This window comes from Caballeronia sp. LZ034LL (assembly GCF_031451215.1).
Lineage (GTDB): Bacteria > Pseudomonadota > Gammaproteobacteria > Burkholderiales > Burkholderiaceae > Caballeronia.
Genome location: NZ_JARUXR010000001.1, coordinates 551,278 through 567,393, shown reverse-complemented (window position 1 = coordinate 567,393; position 16,116 = coordinate 551,278). Strand labels below are relative to the sequence as shown.

Below are 16,116 nucleotides of genomic sequence, written 5' to 3'. Positions count from 1 at the left end.
ACCCATGAGCGACAAGAAAGAGAAAGCCTCCGCGAAGTACCCCGTCAACCTGCTCGACACGCCCTTCCCGATGCGCGGCGACCTGCCCAAGCGCGAGCCCGCGTGGGTCAAGGAATGGCAGGACAAGCAGATCTACGAGAAGATCCGCGCGGCCAGCAAGGGCCGCAAGAAGTTCATCCTGCACGACGGCCCGCCGTATGCGAACGGCGACATCCACCTCGGCCACGCGGTGAACAAGATCCTGAAGGACATGATCGTCAAGGCGCGCAATCTGGCGGGCTTCGACGCCGTCTATGTGCCGGGCTGGGACTGCCACGGCATGCCGATCGAAATCCAGATCGAAAAGCAGTTCGGCAAGACGCTGCCGGCCATCGAGGTAATGCAGAAGGCGCGTGCCTACGCCGGCGAGCAGATCGAGAAGCAGAAGGTCGGCTTCCGGCGTCTCGGCGTGCTGGGTGACTGGGACAATCCGTACAAGACCATGAACTTCACCAACGAGGCCGGCGAGATCCGCGCGCTCGGCAAGATCATGGAGAAGGGCTTCGTGTTCCGCGGGCTGAAGCCGGTGAACTGGTGCTTCGACTGCGGTTCGGCGCTGGCCGAGGCGGAAGTCGAGTACAAGGACAAGACCGATCCGACCATCGACGTGCTGTTCGCCTTCGCCGAGCCGGAGAAGACCGCGCAGGCGTTCGGCCTGAATGCGCTGCCGAAGGCCGGGGGCGGCATCGTCATCTGGACGACGACGCCCTGGACCATTCCCGCCAACCAGGCGCTCAACGTGCATCCGGAGATCGTCTACGCGCTCGTCGATACCCCGCGCGGCCTGCTGATCCTCGCGCAGGAACGCGTCGAGGAGTGCCTGAAGAACTACGGGCTGAGCGGCGAAGTCATCGCCACGACGACTGGCGAGAAGCTCGCCAACCTGCGCTTCCATCATCCGCTGGCGGCGGCGCACCCGGGCTACAAGCGCACCGCGCCGGTCTATCTCGGCGACTACGTGACCACCGAAAGCGGCACGGGCATCGTGCATTCGTCGCCGGCGTACGGCGTGGAAGACTTCGTGTCGTGCAAGGCGCACGGCATGTCGGACTCGGACATCATCAATCCGGTGATGGGCGACGGCCGCTATATCGAATCGCTGCCGCTGTTCGGCGGGCTGTCCATCTGGAAGGCGAATCCGCAGATCGTCGAGGCGCTCGAGGCCGCGGGCTCGCTGCTCAAGACCGAGAAGTACACGCACAGCTACATGCACTGCTGGCGCCACAAGACGCCCATCATCTACCGCGCCACGTCGCAGTGGTTCGCGGGCATGGACGTCACGCCGAAGGACGGCGGCCGCACGCTGCGCGAGATCGCGCTGGAAGGCGTCGAGAACACGGCGTTCTATCCGTCGTGGGGCAAGCAGCGCCTCTACAGCATGATCGCCAACCGGCCGGACTGGACGCTCTCGCGCCAGCGCCAGTGGGGCGTGCCGATGGCCTTCTTCGTCCACAAGGAAACCGGCGAGCTGCACCCGCGCACGCTGGAATTGCTGGAGGAAGTGGCGCAGCGCGTCGAGCAAGGCGGCATCGAGACGTGGCAGTCGCTCGATCCGCGCGAGCTGATCGGCGACGACGCGAATCTGTACGAGAAGAACCGCGACACGCTCGACGTCTGGTTCGACTCCGGCACCACGCACTGGCACGTGCTGCGCGGCTCGCACAAGGACTCGCTGCAGTTCCCGGCGGACCTGTACCTCGAAGGCTCGGACCAGCATCGCGGCTGGTTCCATTCGTCGCTGCTGACCGCCTCGATGCTCGATGGCCGCCCGCCCTACGACGCGCTGCTGACGCACGGCTTCACCGTCGATGGCGAAGGCCGCAAGATGTCGAAGTCGCTTGGCAACGGCATCGATCCGCATGAAGTCGCGAACCGCCTCGGCGCGGAAATCATCCGCCTGTGGATCGCGTCGACCGATTATTCCGGCGAGCTCGCGATCTCCGAGGAGATTCTCAAGCGCGTGACGGAAACCTATCGGCGCATCCGCAATACGTTGCGCTTCCTGCTCGCGAACCTGTCGGACTTCGACTTCGACAAGGACGCGCTGCCGGTGGAAGACTGGCTCGAGATCGATCGTTATGCGGTCGCGTTCACCCGCAACCTGCAGGACGATGCCCTCGCGCACTACGAGAAGTACGAGTTCCATCCGGTGGTCGCGAAGATCGCGACTTTCTGCTCGGAAGATCTCGGCGGCTTCTATCTCGACGTGCTGAAGGACCGTCTCTACACCACGAAGCCCGATTCGCGCGAGCGCCGCAGCGCACAGACCGTGCTCTTCCATATCGCGCACGGCCTGCTGCGCCTGGTCGCGCCGTATCTGTCGTTCACGGCGGAAGAAGCGTACAAGGTGCTCAAGCCGGGTCAGGACACCATCTTCACCGAGGTCTATGCGACCTATCCGGACATCGCCAACGGCGGCGAGCTGCTCGACAAGTGGACCCTGATCCGCAGCGCGCGCGGCGACGTCACCAAGGCGCTCGAAGAAGCGCGCACGGCGAACCTGATCGGTTCGTCGCTGCAGGCGGAAGTCGTGGTGCGCGCGAGCGGCGCCCGTTACGACGCGCTGGCCAGCCTCGGCGACGCGTTGCGCTTCGTGCTGATCACGTCGTCGGCGCAAGTGGAGAAGGTGGCGGGCGAGGCGGAAGAAGGTGTCGATGTCACGGCATCGAGCTATCTGAAATGCGAGCGCTGCTGGCACTATTGCGCGGACGTCGGCGCTCACGCGGATCATCCGGGTCTGTGCGGCCGCTGCTTCTCGAACCTGTTCGGCGCCGGCGAATCGCGAGGCGCAGCATAATGGCAAGGACGATGGCAAAACAAAGCACAAGCAGTGGATCGCTGGCGCCGTGGCTCGGCGTCGCGCTGATCGTGATCCTGTTCGACCAGCTGACGAAGATCGCGGTGCAGAAAGTGTTCGCCTATGGCGACCCGCACGCACTCACCCCGTTCTTCAACCTGCTGCTGGTCTATAACCGCGGCGCGGCCTTCAGCTTTCTCGCCATGGCCGGCGGCTGGCAGCGCTGGGCCTTCACGGCGCTGGGCGTAGTGGCGGCCATCGTGATCTGCTATCTGCTCAAGCGCCATTCGGGCCAGCGGCTGTTTTGCACGGCGCTGTCGCTCATCATGGGCGGCGCGATCGGCAATGTGATCGACCGCCTCGCCTATGGCCATGTCATCGACTTCCTGGACTTCCATGTGAACACGTGGCACTGGCCCGCGTTCAATCTCGCCGACAGCGCCATCACCGTCGGCGCGGTGCTGCTGATCTTCGACGAGCTGCGGCGCGTACGCGGTTCGAAGTGACGCGAGGTGACGTGAAGTGAAGTATGCAGCGCGGCTCCTTTCACGGAGCCGCGCGTTCATTGCGACGGAGGCAAAGTGGAACTTGCAGGCAAACATCTCGTTCTGGGCCTGACCGGCGGCATTGCCTGCTACAAGATCGCCGAGCTCACGCGCCTGTTGATCAAGGCCGGCGCGACCGTGCAGATCGTGATGACCGAAGCGGCGACGCAGTTCATCACGCCCGTCACGATGCAGGCATTGTCGGGCCGTCCCGTGTACACGTCGCAATGGGACGCGCGCATGCCGAACAACATGCCGCATATCGATCTCTCGCGCGAAGCCGATGCCATCGTCATCGCGCCCGCCTCCACCGATTTCATGGCCAAGCTCGCGCACGGCCGGTGCGACGACCTGCTGTCCACGCTGTGCATCGCACGCGACTGTCCGCTGCTCGTCGTGCCCGCGATGAACCGCCAGATGTGGCAAAACCCCGCGACGCAACGCAACGTCGCGCAGCTGCGTGCGGACGGCATCGAAGTGCTCGGGCCGGACTCGGGCTCGCAGGCGTGCGGCGAAGTCGGCGACGGCCGCATGATCGAGCCGGAAGCGGCCTTCGAGGCCATCTGCGCGTTCTTCCAGCCGAAGATCCTGCGCGGCCAGCGCGTGCTGATCACCGCGGGCCCGACCTTCGAGCCGCTCGATCCGGTGCGCGGCCTGACCAACCGCTCGTCCGGCAAGATGGGCTTCGCGCTGGCGCGCGCGGCGGCGCAGGCGGGCGCGGACGTGCATCTGGTGGCGGGTCCGGTCGCGCTGGAGACGCCGTGGGGCGTGTTCCGCGAGGACGTGCAGACCGCGCAGCAGATGCACGACGCCGTCATGCAGGCCACGCCCGACGCCGACATCTTCATCGCGGTGGCGGCGGTCGCCGACTGGCGCGCTGAGCAGGTCAGCGAACACAAGATCAAGAAGGTGCCGGGCGCGCCGCAACCCAGCTTCACGTTCGTCGAGAATCCGGACATCCTCGCCACGGTCGCGCGACTGCCGAATCCGCCGTATTGCGTCGGCTTCGCGGCCGAGAGCGGCGATCTGGACGTCAATGGCGCCGAGAAGCGCAAACGCAAGGGCATTCCACTGCTCATCGGCAACATTGGACAGCTGGCGTTTGGCCGCGATGACAATGAAGTCGTGCTCTTCGAGGAAAGCGGCACGACGCCGCTGCCGCGCGCCGACAAACAGCAACTTGCCCGCACGCTGATTGCGGAGATTGCCCGACGCGCGCCGAAGACCGGCGGCGCGCTGCTCTCCTGACGCGATGACGAAGCTCTCCGTACTCGACCAGACGCCGGTCATCCACGGCCACACGGCGGCCGACGCCATCGCCGCCACGCTCGATCTCGCGCAACTCGCCGACGACCTCGGCTTCACCCGCTTCTGGTGCGCGGAGCATCACGGCCTGCACGGCGTGTCGAATCCGTGTCCCGAAGTGATGCTGGCGCGCATCGGCAGTCTGACGAAGCGCATCCGGATCGGCTCGGGCGGCGTCATGTTGCCGTACTACGCGTCGTTCAAGGTCGCCGAGCAGTTCCAGATGCTCGAAGCGTTGTTCCCGGGACGCGTGGATCTCGGCGTCGGGCGCGCGCCAGGCGGCGACATGCGCACGGCGCAGGCGGTCGCGGCGGGCGCGTATAACCGCGGCGATATCTTCCCGCAGCAGGTCGCGGAACTCATCGCGCTGTTCGACGGCACCGTGCCGGAAGATTCCTTGGCGCACGGCGTGCTGCTGCAGCCGCGCATCGATACGCGTCCGGAACTGTGGATGCTCGGTTCCAGCGATTTCGGCGCGCTGCTTGCCGCGCAGCTCGGCATCCGCTTCGCCTTCGCGAGCTTCATCAATCCGCGAATGGGCGAGCACGTGGCGCAGGCGTATCGCGAGCGCTTCGTGGCCGGACACGAAGCGCAGCCCTATCTCGCGGCGGCGGTGTTCGCGATCTGCGCGGATACCAAGCAGGAAGCCGAGGCGCTCGAAAAGGCCGTCGACCTGCGTCGCGTGCAGATGGCCTATGGGTTGAATCAGCCGATTCCATCGATCGAACAGGGCATCGCGCAACGCTACGGCGAGCGCGAACTCGCCGTGATCGCGCATGAGAAGGCTCGCAGCATCATCGGTACGCCGGAGCGCGTCACGGAACAACTGCACGCGTTGCAGGCACAGTACGCCGCCGACGAACTGATCGTCCTGACGGTCGCCGGCAGCTACGCCGCGCGCACGCGGTCCTATCAACTCCTGGCCGACGCTTTCGAGCTCGGCCGCTGACACCCGATTCCATGAAACTCGACGTCAAGATCCTCGACACGCGCATGCGCGATTTCCTGCCTGCCTACGCCACGCCCGGCAGCGCCGGCCTCGACCTGCGCGCCTGTCTCGACGAGGCGCTCGTGATCGAACCGCATCAGACGGTGCTCGTGCCGACCGGTCTCGCGATCCATCTCGCCGACCCCGGTTATGCCGCGATGATCCTGCCGCGCTCGGGACTGGGTCACAAGCACGGCATCGTGCTGGGCAATCTGGTGGGCCTGATCGACTCGGACTACCAGGGCCAGTTGATGGTCTCCACGTGGAATCGCGGCGACACGGCCTTCACGCTCAATCCGATGGAGCGTCTGGCGCAGATGGTGATCGTGCCGGTGGTGCAGGCGCAATTCAATATCGTCGATGACTTCGATGCCAGCGCGCGCGGCGCCGGCGGCTTCGGCAGTACTGGCAAGCACTGAAGTCATCAGTCAGCAAGCAGGCGACGCCCGTCGCCTGACCTAGCATCTCCTATACAAAAGTAGCGCGTCCTCTCTGCTGCTTTTGCTCCCGGCTTCTTATTCTGATCGGCAAGTGACGGCTCATTCGAACCCTCTTCCGGGTTGAACCGTCACGACGCCGTCGCTCCGTCAGGAGCTACGTCCTTCCCTTTGATCTGTTTCGTTGCTTGAGACAGATTTCATTCAGTTATCCAAATAAGCGTGATCGCATCGGCCGATTTGCTTCGTGCCGTCGATCAATTCGTTTTTATATTTTTCAGGAAACCACACTATGAACATCCAATATGACGCCGTCGTCGCCCCGGGAGCGGGCCAGTGGTACGGCCAGATCATCGTCTCCAATCTCCGTTATGAAGACGGCAGCCAGGTTCAGGTCAACAAGTATCTCGCGCTGAACTTTTCGTCGCCGGTGGCCGTGAGCGCTACCGACGTCTGGCCGAGCTTCACCTCGTGGGTGTCGACGTCCAATCAGGTGCAATCGACTTCGATCGGCGACAACCTGTATTCCATCGCGCTGGAGATGGACTTCGACGCGCCGCACCGGATCGATCCGAAGGATCAGATCACCATTTCCATCAACGGTGACCTGACCGCCAATCCCGACACGTATCTGAACTCGTTCGTCATCGCAGCGGACCAGGCTCCGGCGGTCAACGCGACCGTCCAGATCGCCTGCGACGCGGCACCCGATGCCGCGCTGCAAGACGTGTCGCCGGTCATCAAGCTGTTGCGCGGCTCGCAGGCGACGCCGGTCACGCTCGTGTATGGGGCCAAGACCTCGGTGACGCTCGAGCAAGGCGACTACACCGTGCAAACCGGCGACGTGCATACCGCCGACCAGACCGTCGCGGCGCCGCTGATCGTCGCGCCGATGCAGTTCACGCTCGCGGCCGGCGCGACGGTCGACATGGACGTGGCCTTCGGCGCGGTGCAGCGCACGGCGGCGCTCGATATCGTGATCGACACGCTTCAAGGTCTCGCCGACGAAACCCTCTCAGTCACGGTAACGGACAAGAACAGCGGCGCGACGCTGGCTGCTTTCGACACCACGACCGGCACCACGACATCGCTGCGCTCGCTGCCGGTTTCGGACAACGTGCGTATCGCGATCGACGCCATCGACGTGAACAACGCGCAATACACGTTCGACATCCACGACGTGAAGCTCGAAAACGCGCTGCAGACGGTGACGGTCGGCCAGTCGCAGGTCAAGACCAAGAAGGTCGATACCACCGGCTTCGTCAATCTGCCCATTCACGTCACCGCCGATACGCCGCTGTCACAGAACATCGTGCTGCGTCTGCAAGGCGCCGACATGAACTACTCGCAGACGATCACGGCCACGACCCAGACGACCTCCTTCGCGACGCCCGTCAAGCCGGGCACGTACACGGTCACGGCGCCCGCGTTCGTGTCGGGCGGGATTGTTCGCGTCGTCGATGCGCCCGCCTCGCTGGCCGTCGCCGCTAACGGTTCGAGCGTGCTCGACGTGTCGATCGAGGCATCGGCGAACCTCAACGTGCGCGGCTTCCCGTCGTACCTGAGCTTCGGCGGCTGCGTGGACCTGACGCCCGGTAACAAGGCCGATCTCGCCGCGGCGCGCGCCACGTCGATCTTCGTCTATGCCGGCACCGATGGCGCGGGCGATTCGAACGTCTATCTGTCGGATGATCCGCAAACCCGCGCGTTGATCAAGCTCGCACGCGACACGGAAAGCGAGTTGGGCAATACGCAAGCCGTGCTGCCGGTCGCCATCTCGTACACGTGCAACCTGTCGCTCGGCAACACGCCCGGCATTCTCGCCAACGCCGACGCGCACGCGCACAGCTTCGCGAATTACATCCTCGCGTTGAATATCGCGATGAGCAATGCGGACGCGCAGCATGATGTGCCGGCGGGCTTCATCGTCAATCCCGACTTCCTCGGCGCCTGTCAGCAGGCCGGCTTCGGCGCGAGCTACGCGATGCCGGTGATCGAGCCGCTGAAGACCGCGCTCGCGCACTGGAACGTTCAGGCTGCGGTGCCTTCGTCCATCACCGATACGATCGCGGGCTACGTGCTGGCGGTGAACTGGCTGACGCGCACGGTGGCGCCCAAGGTGACCTTCGGCTGGCAGATCAATCTGTGGGGCGTCGGCTATTCGGAGTGGATCTACAAGGACGTCGATACGGCCTCGATGGCGCAGCAGACCGCTGACTACGTGAAGAGCCTCGGCGCCTGCGACGGCCCGTATGCGCCGGACTTCCTGGCGATCGATCGCTATGAAGCCGACGACTTCACGCAGCGCGCCTACGTGAACGGCTACTGCTACGGTCCGCGTGAATGGCAGCGTTACTTCGACTTCTGCGAGCACGTGAGCCGCGCGTTGCGCGTGCCCGTCATGCCGTGGCAGATTCCGGCAAGCCGCACGCCGAACACGAACGATCAGGTCAACGCGAACTTCGACAGCCAGCATTGGGGCACGGGCGGCAGCTGCATCATGGGCGATGCGGCGATCGGCAGCGACTATCACAACGTGAACCCGACGATCCTCGCGCTGCCGTTCTCGTCGTCGTTCCCGGACATGGGCGCGAACGCCGAGGCCATGTTCATCCGCTCGGAACCGTTCGACATCTCCGCGCCCTTGTACGGCGACTTCCCGCTGCGCGGCATCTTCGCGGTGCTGCTGGGCGGTGGATCGACGACGGGCATCGTGTCGTCGATCGGCAACCCGGAGTCGTGGACGCGCGACAAGCTGAGCGCCTACATGGAGGCGCCGCTGGCCTTCGATTCGTCGCGCGACTGATCGATTGATTGACTGATCGATTGACCAGCTGACGCAGCAAACGAAAACGGCGCGAGGGTCACTCGCGCCGTTTTCTCTACTCTCTTCTGAAGACCTATTCGACTTCGATCGTCTCCGGATTCGGATTGCGCGGCGGCGCCGAATTCTCGTCGAAGGTGATCTGCACCTTGTCCTCGGCATCGACATCCACCGTGACGCGGCCGCCATTCATCAGCTTGCCGAACAGCAGCTCGTCGGCCAGCGCACGACGGATCGTGTCCTGGATCAGACGCTGCATCGGCCGCGCGCCCATCAGCGGGTCGAAGCCATGCTTGGCCAGATGCTTGCGCAGCGCGTCGGTGAAGACGGCATCGACCTTCTTCTCGTGCAACTGGTCTTCCAGCTGCATGAGGAACTTGTCGACCACGCGCAGGATGATTTCTTCATCGAGCGAGCGGAAGCTGATGATCGAATCCAGACGGTTACGGAACTCCGGCGTGAACATGCGCTTGATGTCGTTCATCTCGTCGCCCGACTCGCGGCGCGAAGTGAAGCCGATCACCGACTTGCCCATGGCCTCGGCGCCCGCGTTCGTCGTCATGATGATGATGACGTTGCGGAAATCCGCCTTGCGGCCGTTGTTGTCCGTCAGCGTGCCGTGATCCATCACCTGCAGCAGCACGTTGTAGATGTCCGGATGCGCCTTCTCGATTTCATCCAGCAGCAACACGCAGTGCGGCTTCTTCGTGACGGCTTCCGTCAGCAGGCCGCCCTGGTCGAAACCGACATAGCCCGGCGGCGCGCCGATCAACCGGCTGACCGCATGACGCTCCATGTATTCCGACATGTCGAAGCGCAGCAGTTCGATGCCCAGCGTGAACGCCAGCTGCTTCGCCACTTCGGTCTTGCCGACACCCGTCGGGCCGGAGAACAGGAACGCGCCGATCGGCTTGTCCGTCTTGCCGAGACCCGCGCGCGCCATCTTGATGGACGCCGACAGCGCGTCGATGGCCGGATCCTGGCCGAACACGACGGCCTTCAGGTCGCGGTCGAGCGTCTGGAGCTTGCTGCGGTCGTCCTGCGACACGCTTTGCGGCGGGACGCGTGCGATCTTCGAGATGATCTCTTCGATCTCGCTCTTGCCGATGGTCTTCTTCTGCTTCGACTTCGGCAGGATGCGTTGCGCCGCGCCCGCTTCGTCGATGACGTCGATCGCCTTGTCGGGCAGATGACGGTCCGTGATGAAGCGCGCCGACAGTTCCGCGGCCGCCGAGAGCGCACCCGACGAGTACTTCACGCCGTGATGCTCTTCGAAGCGCGTCTTGAGACCACGCAGGATGGCGACGGTTTGTTCAACCGACGGCTCGGTGACATCGACCTTCTGGAAGCGGCGGGAGAGCGCCGCGTCCTTCTCGAAGATGCCGCGGTATTCGGTGAACGTAGTCGCGCCGATGCACTTCAGCTGTCCCGACGACAACGCCGGCTTCAGCAGGTTCGAGGCGTCGAGCGTGCCGCCCGATGCCGCGCCTGCGCCGATCAGCGTATGAATCTCGTCGATGAACAGGATGGCGTGCGGACGCTCCTTCAATTCCTTCAGCACCGTCTTCAGGCGCTGCTCGAAATCGCCGCGATACTTCGTGCCCGCGAGCAATGCGCCCATGTCCAGCGAATAGACCTGCGCATCCGCCAGGATATCCGGCACTTCGCCGCGCGTGATGCGCCAGGCGAGACCTTCCGCGATGGCGGTCTTGCCGACGCCGGCTTCACCGACCAGCAGCGGATTGTTCTTGCGCCGGCGGCACAGCACCTGCACGACGCGCTCGACTTCCAGCTCGCGGCCGATCAGCGGATCGATCTTGCCGTCCTTGGCGAGCTGATTGAGATTCTGTGTGAATTGCGCGAGCGGTGTTTCCTTCTGCGCGGCTGCGTCTTCCGATTCCGGATTGGCCTCGCTGCTCGCCTTGGCGGACTCGCCGCCGTTCGTCTTGGCGATGCCGTGGGAAATGAAGTTCACCACGTCGAGCCGCGTCACGCCCTGCTGCTGCAGGTAGTACACCGCGTGCGAATCCTTTTCACCGAAGATCGCCACCAGCACGTTCGCGCCGGTCACTTCCTTCTTGCCGTTCGAGGTCGATTGCACATGCATGATCGCGCGCTGGATCACGCGCTGGAAACCAAGCGTCGGCTGAGTATCGACGTCGTCCGTGCCCGGCACGGTCGGCGTGTTGTCATGAATGAAATTGCGCAGGTTCTGCCGCAAATCTTCAATGTTGGCTGCGCAGGCGCGCAACACCTCAGCCGCGGTCGGATTGTCCAACAGGGCAAGCAACAGATGCTCGACCGTTATGAACTCATGCCGCGCCTGACGTGCTTCCATAAACGCCATGTGCAGACTGACTTCCAGTTCCTGGGCAATCATGCTTCCTCCATCACGCACTGCAGCGGATGCCCCGCCTGCCGTGCATGGCTAACGACTTGCTCAACTTTGGTCGACGCAATATCCCGCGTGTAGACCCCACAAACTCCCCTGCCTTCGCGATGAACCTTCAGCATGATCTGCGTCGCAGTCTCGCGATCCTTATTGAAGTATTCCTGCACGACCATCACGACGAATTCCATCGGCGTGAAGTCGTCATTCAGCAGCACCACTTTGTACATGGCCGGCTTCTTGAGCTTCTGCTCCTGCCGCTCCAGTACCGTGCCGTCCTGCTTGTTGGGATTGGTCGCCATACACCCATTCTAAACAACACGGACATCCCCGCAATCGCCGCTCCAGCACCGGCCCGAAGACACGGCATGAATGACTGGAAACGTGCTCGCGCAGCGAAGGTCCATCGAATCCTGCCGCGGCCCCTGTGGTCCGGCGCGGCCCGCTTGCACCTCGTCAAACCCAGTATCGCACAGCTTCAAAAAAACCGGCTGCGCCGCCCGCCGCGAGTGCTGGCCGTATCACACAAGTGAGTCGATTATGCGTCTTTTCAAGGTGCCCTGCTTGGACGGCGCCGCACACGCAAAGCAGGAATTACCCCTACAAATGTGCTCTTTGCAACGAGCTTATCGGCCATCCCAAAAATTCCTTGACACCCGATTTAAGAGATTCAACAATCAAACTGGCACTTTTTTCCGGGGGCCACTCCACGGATAAGAAATGCCCGAGGTGAGCCAGTGAAGAAAAGAGGGCACTCGCAATGAGGGGTGGGTTCCAATCTTTTCCAAGGGCTCTTGGGATGCGACGAGAGTTAGAGGGGAAGTACGAATGTCTACAGGTACGGTCAAATGGTTCAACGACGCGAAAGGCTATGGATTCATCACGCCCGATGAAGGCGGCGAGGATCTGTTCGCACATTTCTCGGCGATTCAAATGAATGGGTTCAAGACACTCAAGGAAGGCCAGAAGGTCAGCTTTGAGATTGTCCAGGGACCGAAAGGCAAACAAGCTTCGAACATCCAGGACGCTGCCTGACCGTTCGATCAGAACCTGCCTCGTGAACCCGGCCTCCGCGCCGGGTTTTTTCATGTCTGGTTCCGCATTGGCGATGACTCACATATTGAGCGGATTCGCCAAATAAAAACCCCGAAAGGCATAAGTCTTTCGGGGTTTTCATAATGCGCGCTCGAATAACGGTGAGCTGTCACATATTCTCGATCATCACCTCGCCGAAGCCCGAACAGGAAACCTGAATCGCGCCTTCCATGAGTCGGGCGAAATCGTAAGTCACGCGTTTCGACAATATCGATTGTTCCATCGAGTGAATGACGCGATCTGCGGCTTCGAACCAGCCGAGATGACGCAGCATCATTTCGGCTGAAAGAATTTCCGAGCCGGGATTCACGTAATCCTTGCCGGCATATTTCGGCGCGGTGCCGTGCGTCGCTTCGAACATCGCGACCGAATCCGACATGTTCGCCCCCGGTGCAATGCCAATGCCGCCCACTTGCGCCGCGAGTGCATCCGAGATGTAGTCGCCGTTCAGGTTGAGCGTGGCGATGACGTCGTATTCGGCCGGACGCAGCAGGATCTGCTGCAGGAAGGCATCGGCGATCACGTCCTTCACGACGATGTCATTGCCCGTCTTCGGGCTCTTGACCTTCATCCACGGACCGCCATCGATCAGTTCCGCGCCAAATTCCTTCTGCGCGAGCGCGTAGCCGTAGTCACGGAAGGCGCCTTCCGTGAACTTCATGATGTTGCCCTTGTGCACCAGCGTGACCGAGCGGCGGTCGTTGTCGATCGCGTACTGGATCGCCTTGCGCACCAGACGCTCGCTGCCCTCGCGCGACACCGGCTTGATGCCCAGGCCCGACGAATCCGGAAAGCGGATCTTCTTCACGCCCATCTCGTCGCGCAGGAACTGGATGACCTTCTTCGCCTCGGGCGACTCCGCCGGCCATTCGACGCCTGCATAGATGTCTTCCGAGTTCTCGCGGAAGATCACCATGTCGATTTTCTCCGGCTCGCGCACCGGCGACGGCACGCCCTTGAAATAACGCACCGGACGCAGGCATACATACAGATCCAGTTGCTGGCGCAGCGCGACATTCAGCGAGCGGATGCCGCCGCCGACCGGCGTCGTCAGCGGGCCCTTGATGGACACGATGTAGTCCTTCACCGCGTCGAGCGTCTCGTCCGGCAGCCAGACATCCGGGCCGTAGACGCGGGTGGCCTTCTCGCCCGCGTAGATCTCCATCCAGTGGATCTTGCGCTTGCCGCCGTAGGCCTTCTCCACCGCCGCATCGACGACCTTGATCATGACCGGCGTGATATCGACGCCCGTGCCATCGCCTTCGATGAACGGAATGATCGGCTGGTCCGATACGTTGAGCGAGAAATCCGCGTTGACGGTGATCTTGTCACCGTCCGCCGGAACCTTGATGTGCTGATACGGCATGGTCGACTCCAGAGAAGGCCGGGCTGAATGGAAGCAAACTGGATGGAGAGCGCGCCTTCAGGCATGCGCGCGTGTGTGCATGCCAGCATGGCGAGACCGTCATTCTAACCACGCCGGACGGCCTGCGGGCGGCGCGGAGACCGCGAGGACCCGAGCCACGCATGCTTTAAGATGCCGGATTCTCCGGGCCGAACCCGTCACTTTAGCCGCGCACGCTTCGCATGCCATTGATCGCCCTCAACAAACCCTTCGGCACCATCTGCCAGTTCTCCGCGCATGAAACGCGCGCGTCGCTCGCGGACTGGGTCAGCACGCCGGGCGTCTATCCGGCGGGACGGCTCGATGCCGACAGCGAAGGCCTGTTGCTGCTCACCGATGACGGCGCCCTGCAGGCGCGCATCGCCGAACCGCGCCACAAGCTCGTCAAGCGCTACTGGGCGCAGGTGGAAGGCACGCCCGATGACGCGGCGCTCGCGCATCTCGCGCGCGGCGTCGATCTCGGCGACTATGTCACGCGTCCATGCCGCGCCGCCTTCGTCGCGGATGAGGCCGCGCAGGCGCTCTGGCCACGCACGCCGCCGGTCCGCTATCGCGCGGCGATTCCGACGACATGGATCGAACTCGCCATCACCGAAGGCAAGAACCGCCAGGTGCGACGCATGACGGCGGCGGTCGGCTTTCCGACGCTGCGACTGGTGCGCATTGCCATCGGCGCCCTGGACATCTTCACGCTCGGGCTTGCGCCGGGTCAGTCCGTCGATGTACCGCCCGCCGCGCCCTGGCAACGCCTTCGGTGAATCCCATTCATCGTTCGCAAAAATGCTTCGCTGAGTGAGCGTCGATGCGCGCTTGAATACGCGTGTCATGAAGATCGGCTAATGCAGTTCGCGGCGTTTCACGTCGGCCGGATTTTTTTCGGTTCTGCTGTGCAATTTCCTGAAATCCGCGTCAACCGACTCTTCGCGCGCTGCGTTAAGGGCCCCAGATGCCGCGAAAAGCTATCCGGCATGAGCGAATAACCGATTACAGCACGCTGTGTGCTCCAGGGTGTTTGAAAGGTTCAACGTTCACAGGCGTGTCGTCTTTAAATCAATCGATACGGCTGTCAACCGAAAGGTAGGTGGCTCGTTTACCGACATGACTCCATGACCGGGTCGTCTTGGTTAAATCAACTCAAGCTGAGGATTTACAGAATGAACAAACTGATCGCTGCTCTCGTCGCTGGCCTGTTCGCAACCGCTGCTTTCGCACAAGACGCATCGGCTCCGGCCGCTGCTGCTCCGGCAGCTGCTTCGTCGGCTCACAAGTCGTCGGCTCACAAGAAGTCGCACAAGTCGTCGAAGAAGTCGCACAAGAAGGCAGCTTCGGCTCCGGAAGCCGCTTCGGCAGCTCAGTAAGTTTGGTGCAATACGCCGTATAGCTGTAAAGAACGAGTCTTACCGCCGTCCTTACGGCGTTGCAGGGCAGACCGCCGCAAGGCGTCTGCCCTTTTGTTTTGTATTGCCGCATCGAGTAACATGCGCGGGGTTTGCCCGGATCGCGCTCGAACGAGAATGTGAGCAACAGTGGGCAACAGAGTTGCAATCGAATGAACAAGGGAGCTTTGCCGTGAATCTCGTCTTGCGTGCCGTCGCGCGTTTCCGGAATCAACGACTCAACCTCATCGAGCTGGTGCGCGCGTGCGTGATCGCGCTCGCCCTGCCGTGCGCGGCACTGCCGCTCGCGCAGACGGCCCAGGCGCAGACCATGCCGCCCGGCGCCAAGCAACCCTCCGACTTCCCGCGCGCCAGGCTGACCGCCGGCATGTTCTTGATCGATGCAGCGGTCGCCGCCAACGACGCCGATCGCGAGCAAGGCCTCATGTACCGCAGCCAGCTCAATCCGAATGAAGGCATGCTCTTCGTGTTCAACGAGAACGCCGTGCATTGCTTCTGGATGAAGAACACGCTGATTCCGCTGTCGATCGCCTTCATCCGCGCGGACGGCACGATCACCGATATCGACGAGATGCAGGCCGAAACCGAGAACAATCACTGCCCGCGCAACAACGGCGTGTATGCGCTCGAAATGAGCAAGGGCTGGTTCGCTGCGAAGGGCATCAAGCCGGGCATGCAGATCAAGGGGCTGCCGCGCGCGCAATGACGTGTGCAGTGAAGCTGAGCGTCTGAAGAGACCGCCTCCGACGATCAAAACCGGCGCATCCCGCCGGTTTTTTTTCGCCTGCCGAACCTGCCGCGCGCCTTCCGTGATTCCTGCAAAAAGCCTGCCGACGCGCTATTCTTCAAAGATTCGCATGGGCCGGAACGGGCTTTGCACTGCCTGTTCCGGTCG

Annotated in this window: 13 protein-coding genes; 10 read left to right on the top strand and 3 right to left on the bottom strand. The window is 62.8% G+C overall.

Features of this window, described 5'->3' with window-relative positions:
* Positions 1 to 4 precede the first annotated feature (4 nt).
* From ileS to QCE83_RS02570, 6 genes are all read left to right on the top strand, one after another.
* Positions 5 to 2,836: an isoleucine--tRNA ligase gene (ileS, locus tag QCE83_RS02595; RefSeq protein ID WP_309807449.1), complete on the top strand. Its 2,832-nt coding sequence runs from the start codon at positions 5 to 7 to the stop codon at positions 2,834 to 2,836.
* Entirely contained in the window at positions 2,836 to 3,342 is a 507-nt protein-coding gene (gene lspA / locus QCE83_RS02590) for a signal peptidase II (protein ID WP_309807447.1), read from the top strand. Before ileS ends, lspA begins: the two co-directional genes overlap by 1 nt.
* Before the next feature lie 75 nt (positions 3,343 to 3,417).
* Positions 3,418 to 4,629, top strand: coding sequence for a bifunctional phosphopantothenoylcysteine decarboxylase/phosphopantothenate--cysteine ligase CoaBC (gene coaBC, locus QCE83_RS02585; protein ID WP_309807446.1), 1,212 nt, complete (start codon positions 3,418 to 3,420; stop codon positions 4,627 to 4,629).
* A 4-nt stretch (positions 4,630 to 4,633) separates the two neighbouring features.
* Positions 4,634 to 5,635: an LLM class flavin-dependent oxidoreductase gene (locus QCE83_RS02580; RefSeq protein ID WP_309807445.1), complete on the top strand. Its 1,002-nt coding sequence runs from the start codon at positions 4,634 to 4,636 to the stop codon at positions 5,633 to 5,635.
* Between the two features lie 11 nt (positions 5,636 to 5,646).
* Positions 5,647 to 6,093, top strand: a complete 447-nt coding sequence (gene dut, locus QCE83_RS02575; protein ID WP_309807444.1) for a dUTP diphosphatase — start codon at positions 5,647 to 5,649, stop codon at positions 6,091 to 6,093.
* Positions 6,094 to 6,403: 310 nt separating this feature from the next.
* Positions 6,404 to 8,917: a hypothetical protein gene (locus QCE83_RS02570; protein ID WP_309807443.1), complete on the top strand. Its 2,514-nt coding sequence runs from the start codon at positions 6,404 to 6,406 to the stop codon at positions 8,915 to 8,917.
* 94 nt (positions 8,918 to 9,011) lie between these two features.
* Here QCE83_RS02570 and clpA read toward each other — a convergent pair whose 3' ends face one another.
* A complete protein-coding gene (gene clpA / locus QCE83_RS02565) occupies positions 9,012 to 11,315 on the bottom strand; it encodes an ATP-dependent Clp protease ATP-binding subunit ClpA (protein ID WP_309807442.1) in 2,304 nt (767 codons plus the stop codon).
* On the bottom strand, positions 11,312 to 11,626 hold the full coding sequence (clpS, locus tag QCE83_RS02560) for an ATP-dependent Clp protease adapter ClpS (protein ID WP_016344488.1): 315 nt from the start codon (positions 11,624 to 11,626) through the stop codon (positions 11,312 to 11,314). The genes clpA and clpS overlap by 4 nt, the downstream gene beginning before the upstream one ends.
* A 526-nt stretch (positions 11,627 to 12,152) precedes the next feature.
* On the opposite strand from clpS, the gene cspD reads away from it, so the two are divergent.
* Positions 12,153 to 12,359 carry a cold shock domain-containing protein CspD gene (gene cspD, locus QCE83_RS02555; protein ID WP_008351201.1) on the top strand — a complete coding sequence of 69 codons (207 nt, stop codon included), beginning with the start codon at positions 12,153 to 12,155 and terminating at the stop codon, positions 12,357 to 12,359.
* A 169-nt stretch (positions 12,360 to 12,528) separates the two neighbouring features.
* Here the strand turns inward: cspD and icd are convergent, their stop codons facing one another.
* Positions 12,529 to 13,785 (bottom strand): NADP-dependent isocitrate dehydrogenase, encoded by a 1,257-nt coding sequence (gene icd, locus QCE83_RS02550; RefSeq protein WP_309807441.1) that lies wholly within the window; start codon positions 13,783 to 13,785, stop codon positions 12,529 to 12,531.
* Positions 13,786 to 14,006: 221 nt separating this feature from the next.
* Here icd and QCE83_RS02545 point away from each other — a divergent pair, with 221 nt between their 5' ends.
* From QCE83_RS02545 to QCE83_RS02535, 3 genes are all read left to right on the top strand, one after another.
* Positions 14,007 to 14,582 (top strand): pseudouridine synthase, encoded by a 576-nt coding sequence (locus QCE83_RS02545; RefSeq protein WP_309807439.1) that lies wholly within the window; start codon positions 14,007 to 14,009, stop codon positions 14,580 to 14,582.
* 396 nt (positions 14,583 to 14,978) lie between these two features.
* Entirely contained in the window at positions 14,979 to 15,182 is a 204-nt protein-coding gene (locus QCE83_RS02540; protein ID WP_309807438.1) for a hypothetical protein, read from the top strand.
* 265 nt (positions 15,183 to 15,447) lie between these two features.
* The gene (locus tag QCE83_RS02535; RefSeq protein WP_404984704.1) at positions 15,448 to 15,927 is read left to right on the top strand and encodes a DUF192 domain-containing protein; all 480 of its coding nucleotides are present in this window, start codon (positions 15,448 to 15,450) and stop codon (positions 15,925 to 15,927) included.
* The last annotated feature ends 189 nt before the right edge of the window (positions 15,928 to 16,116 follow it).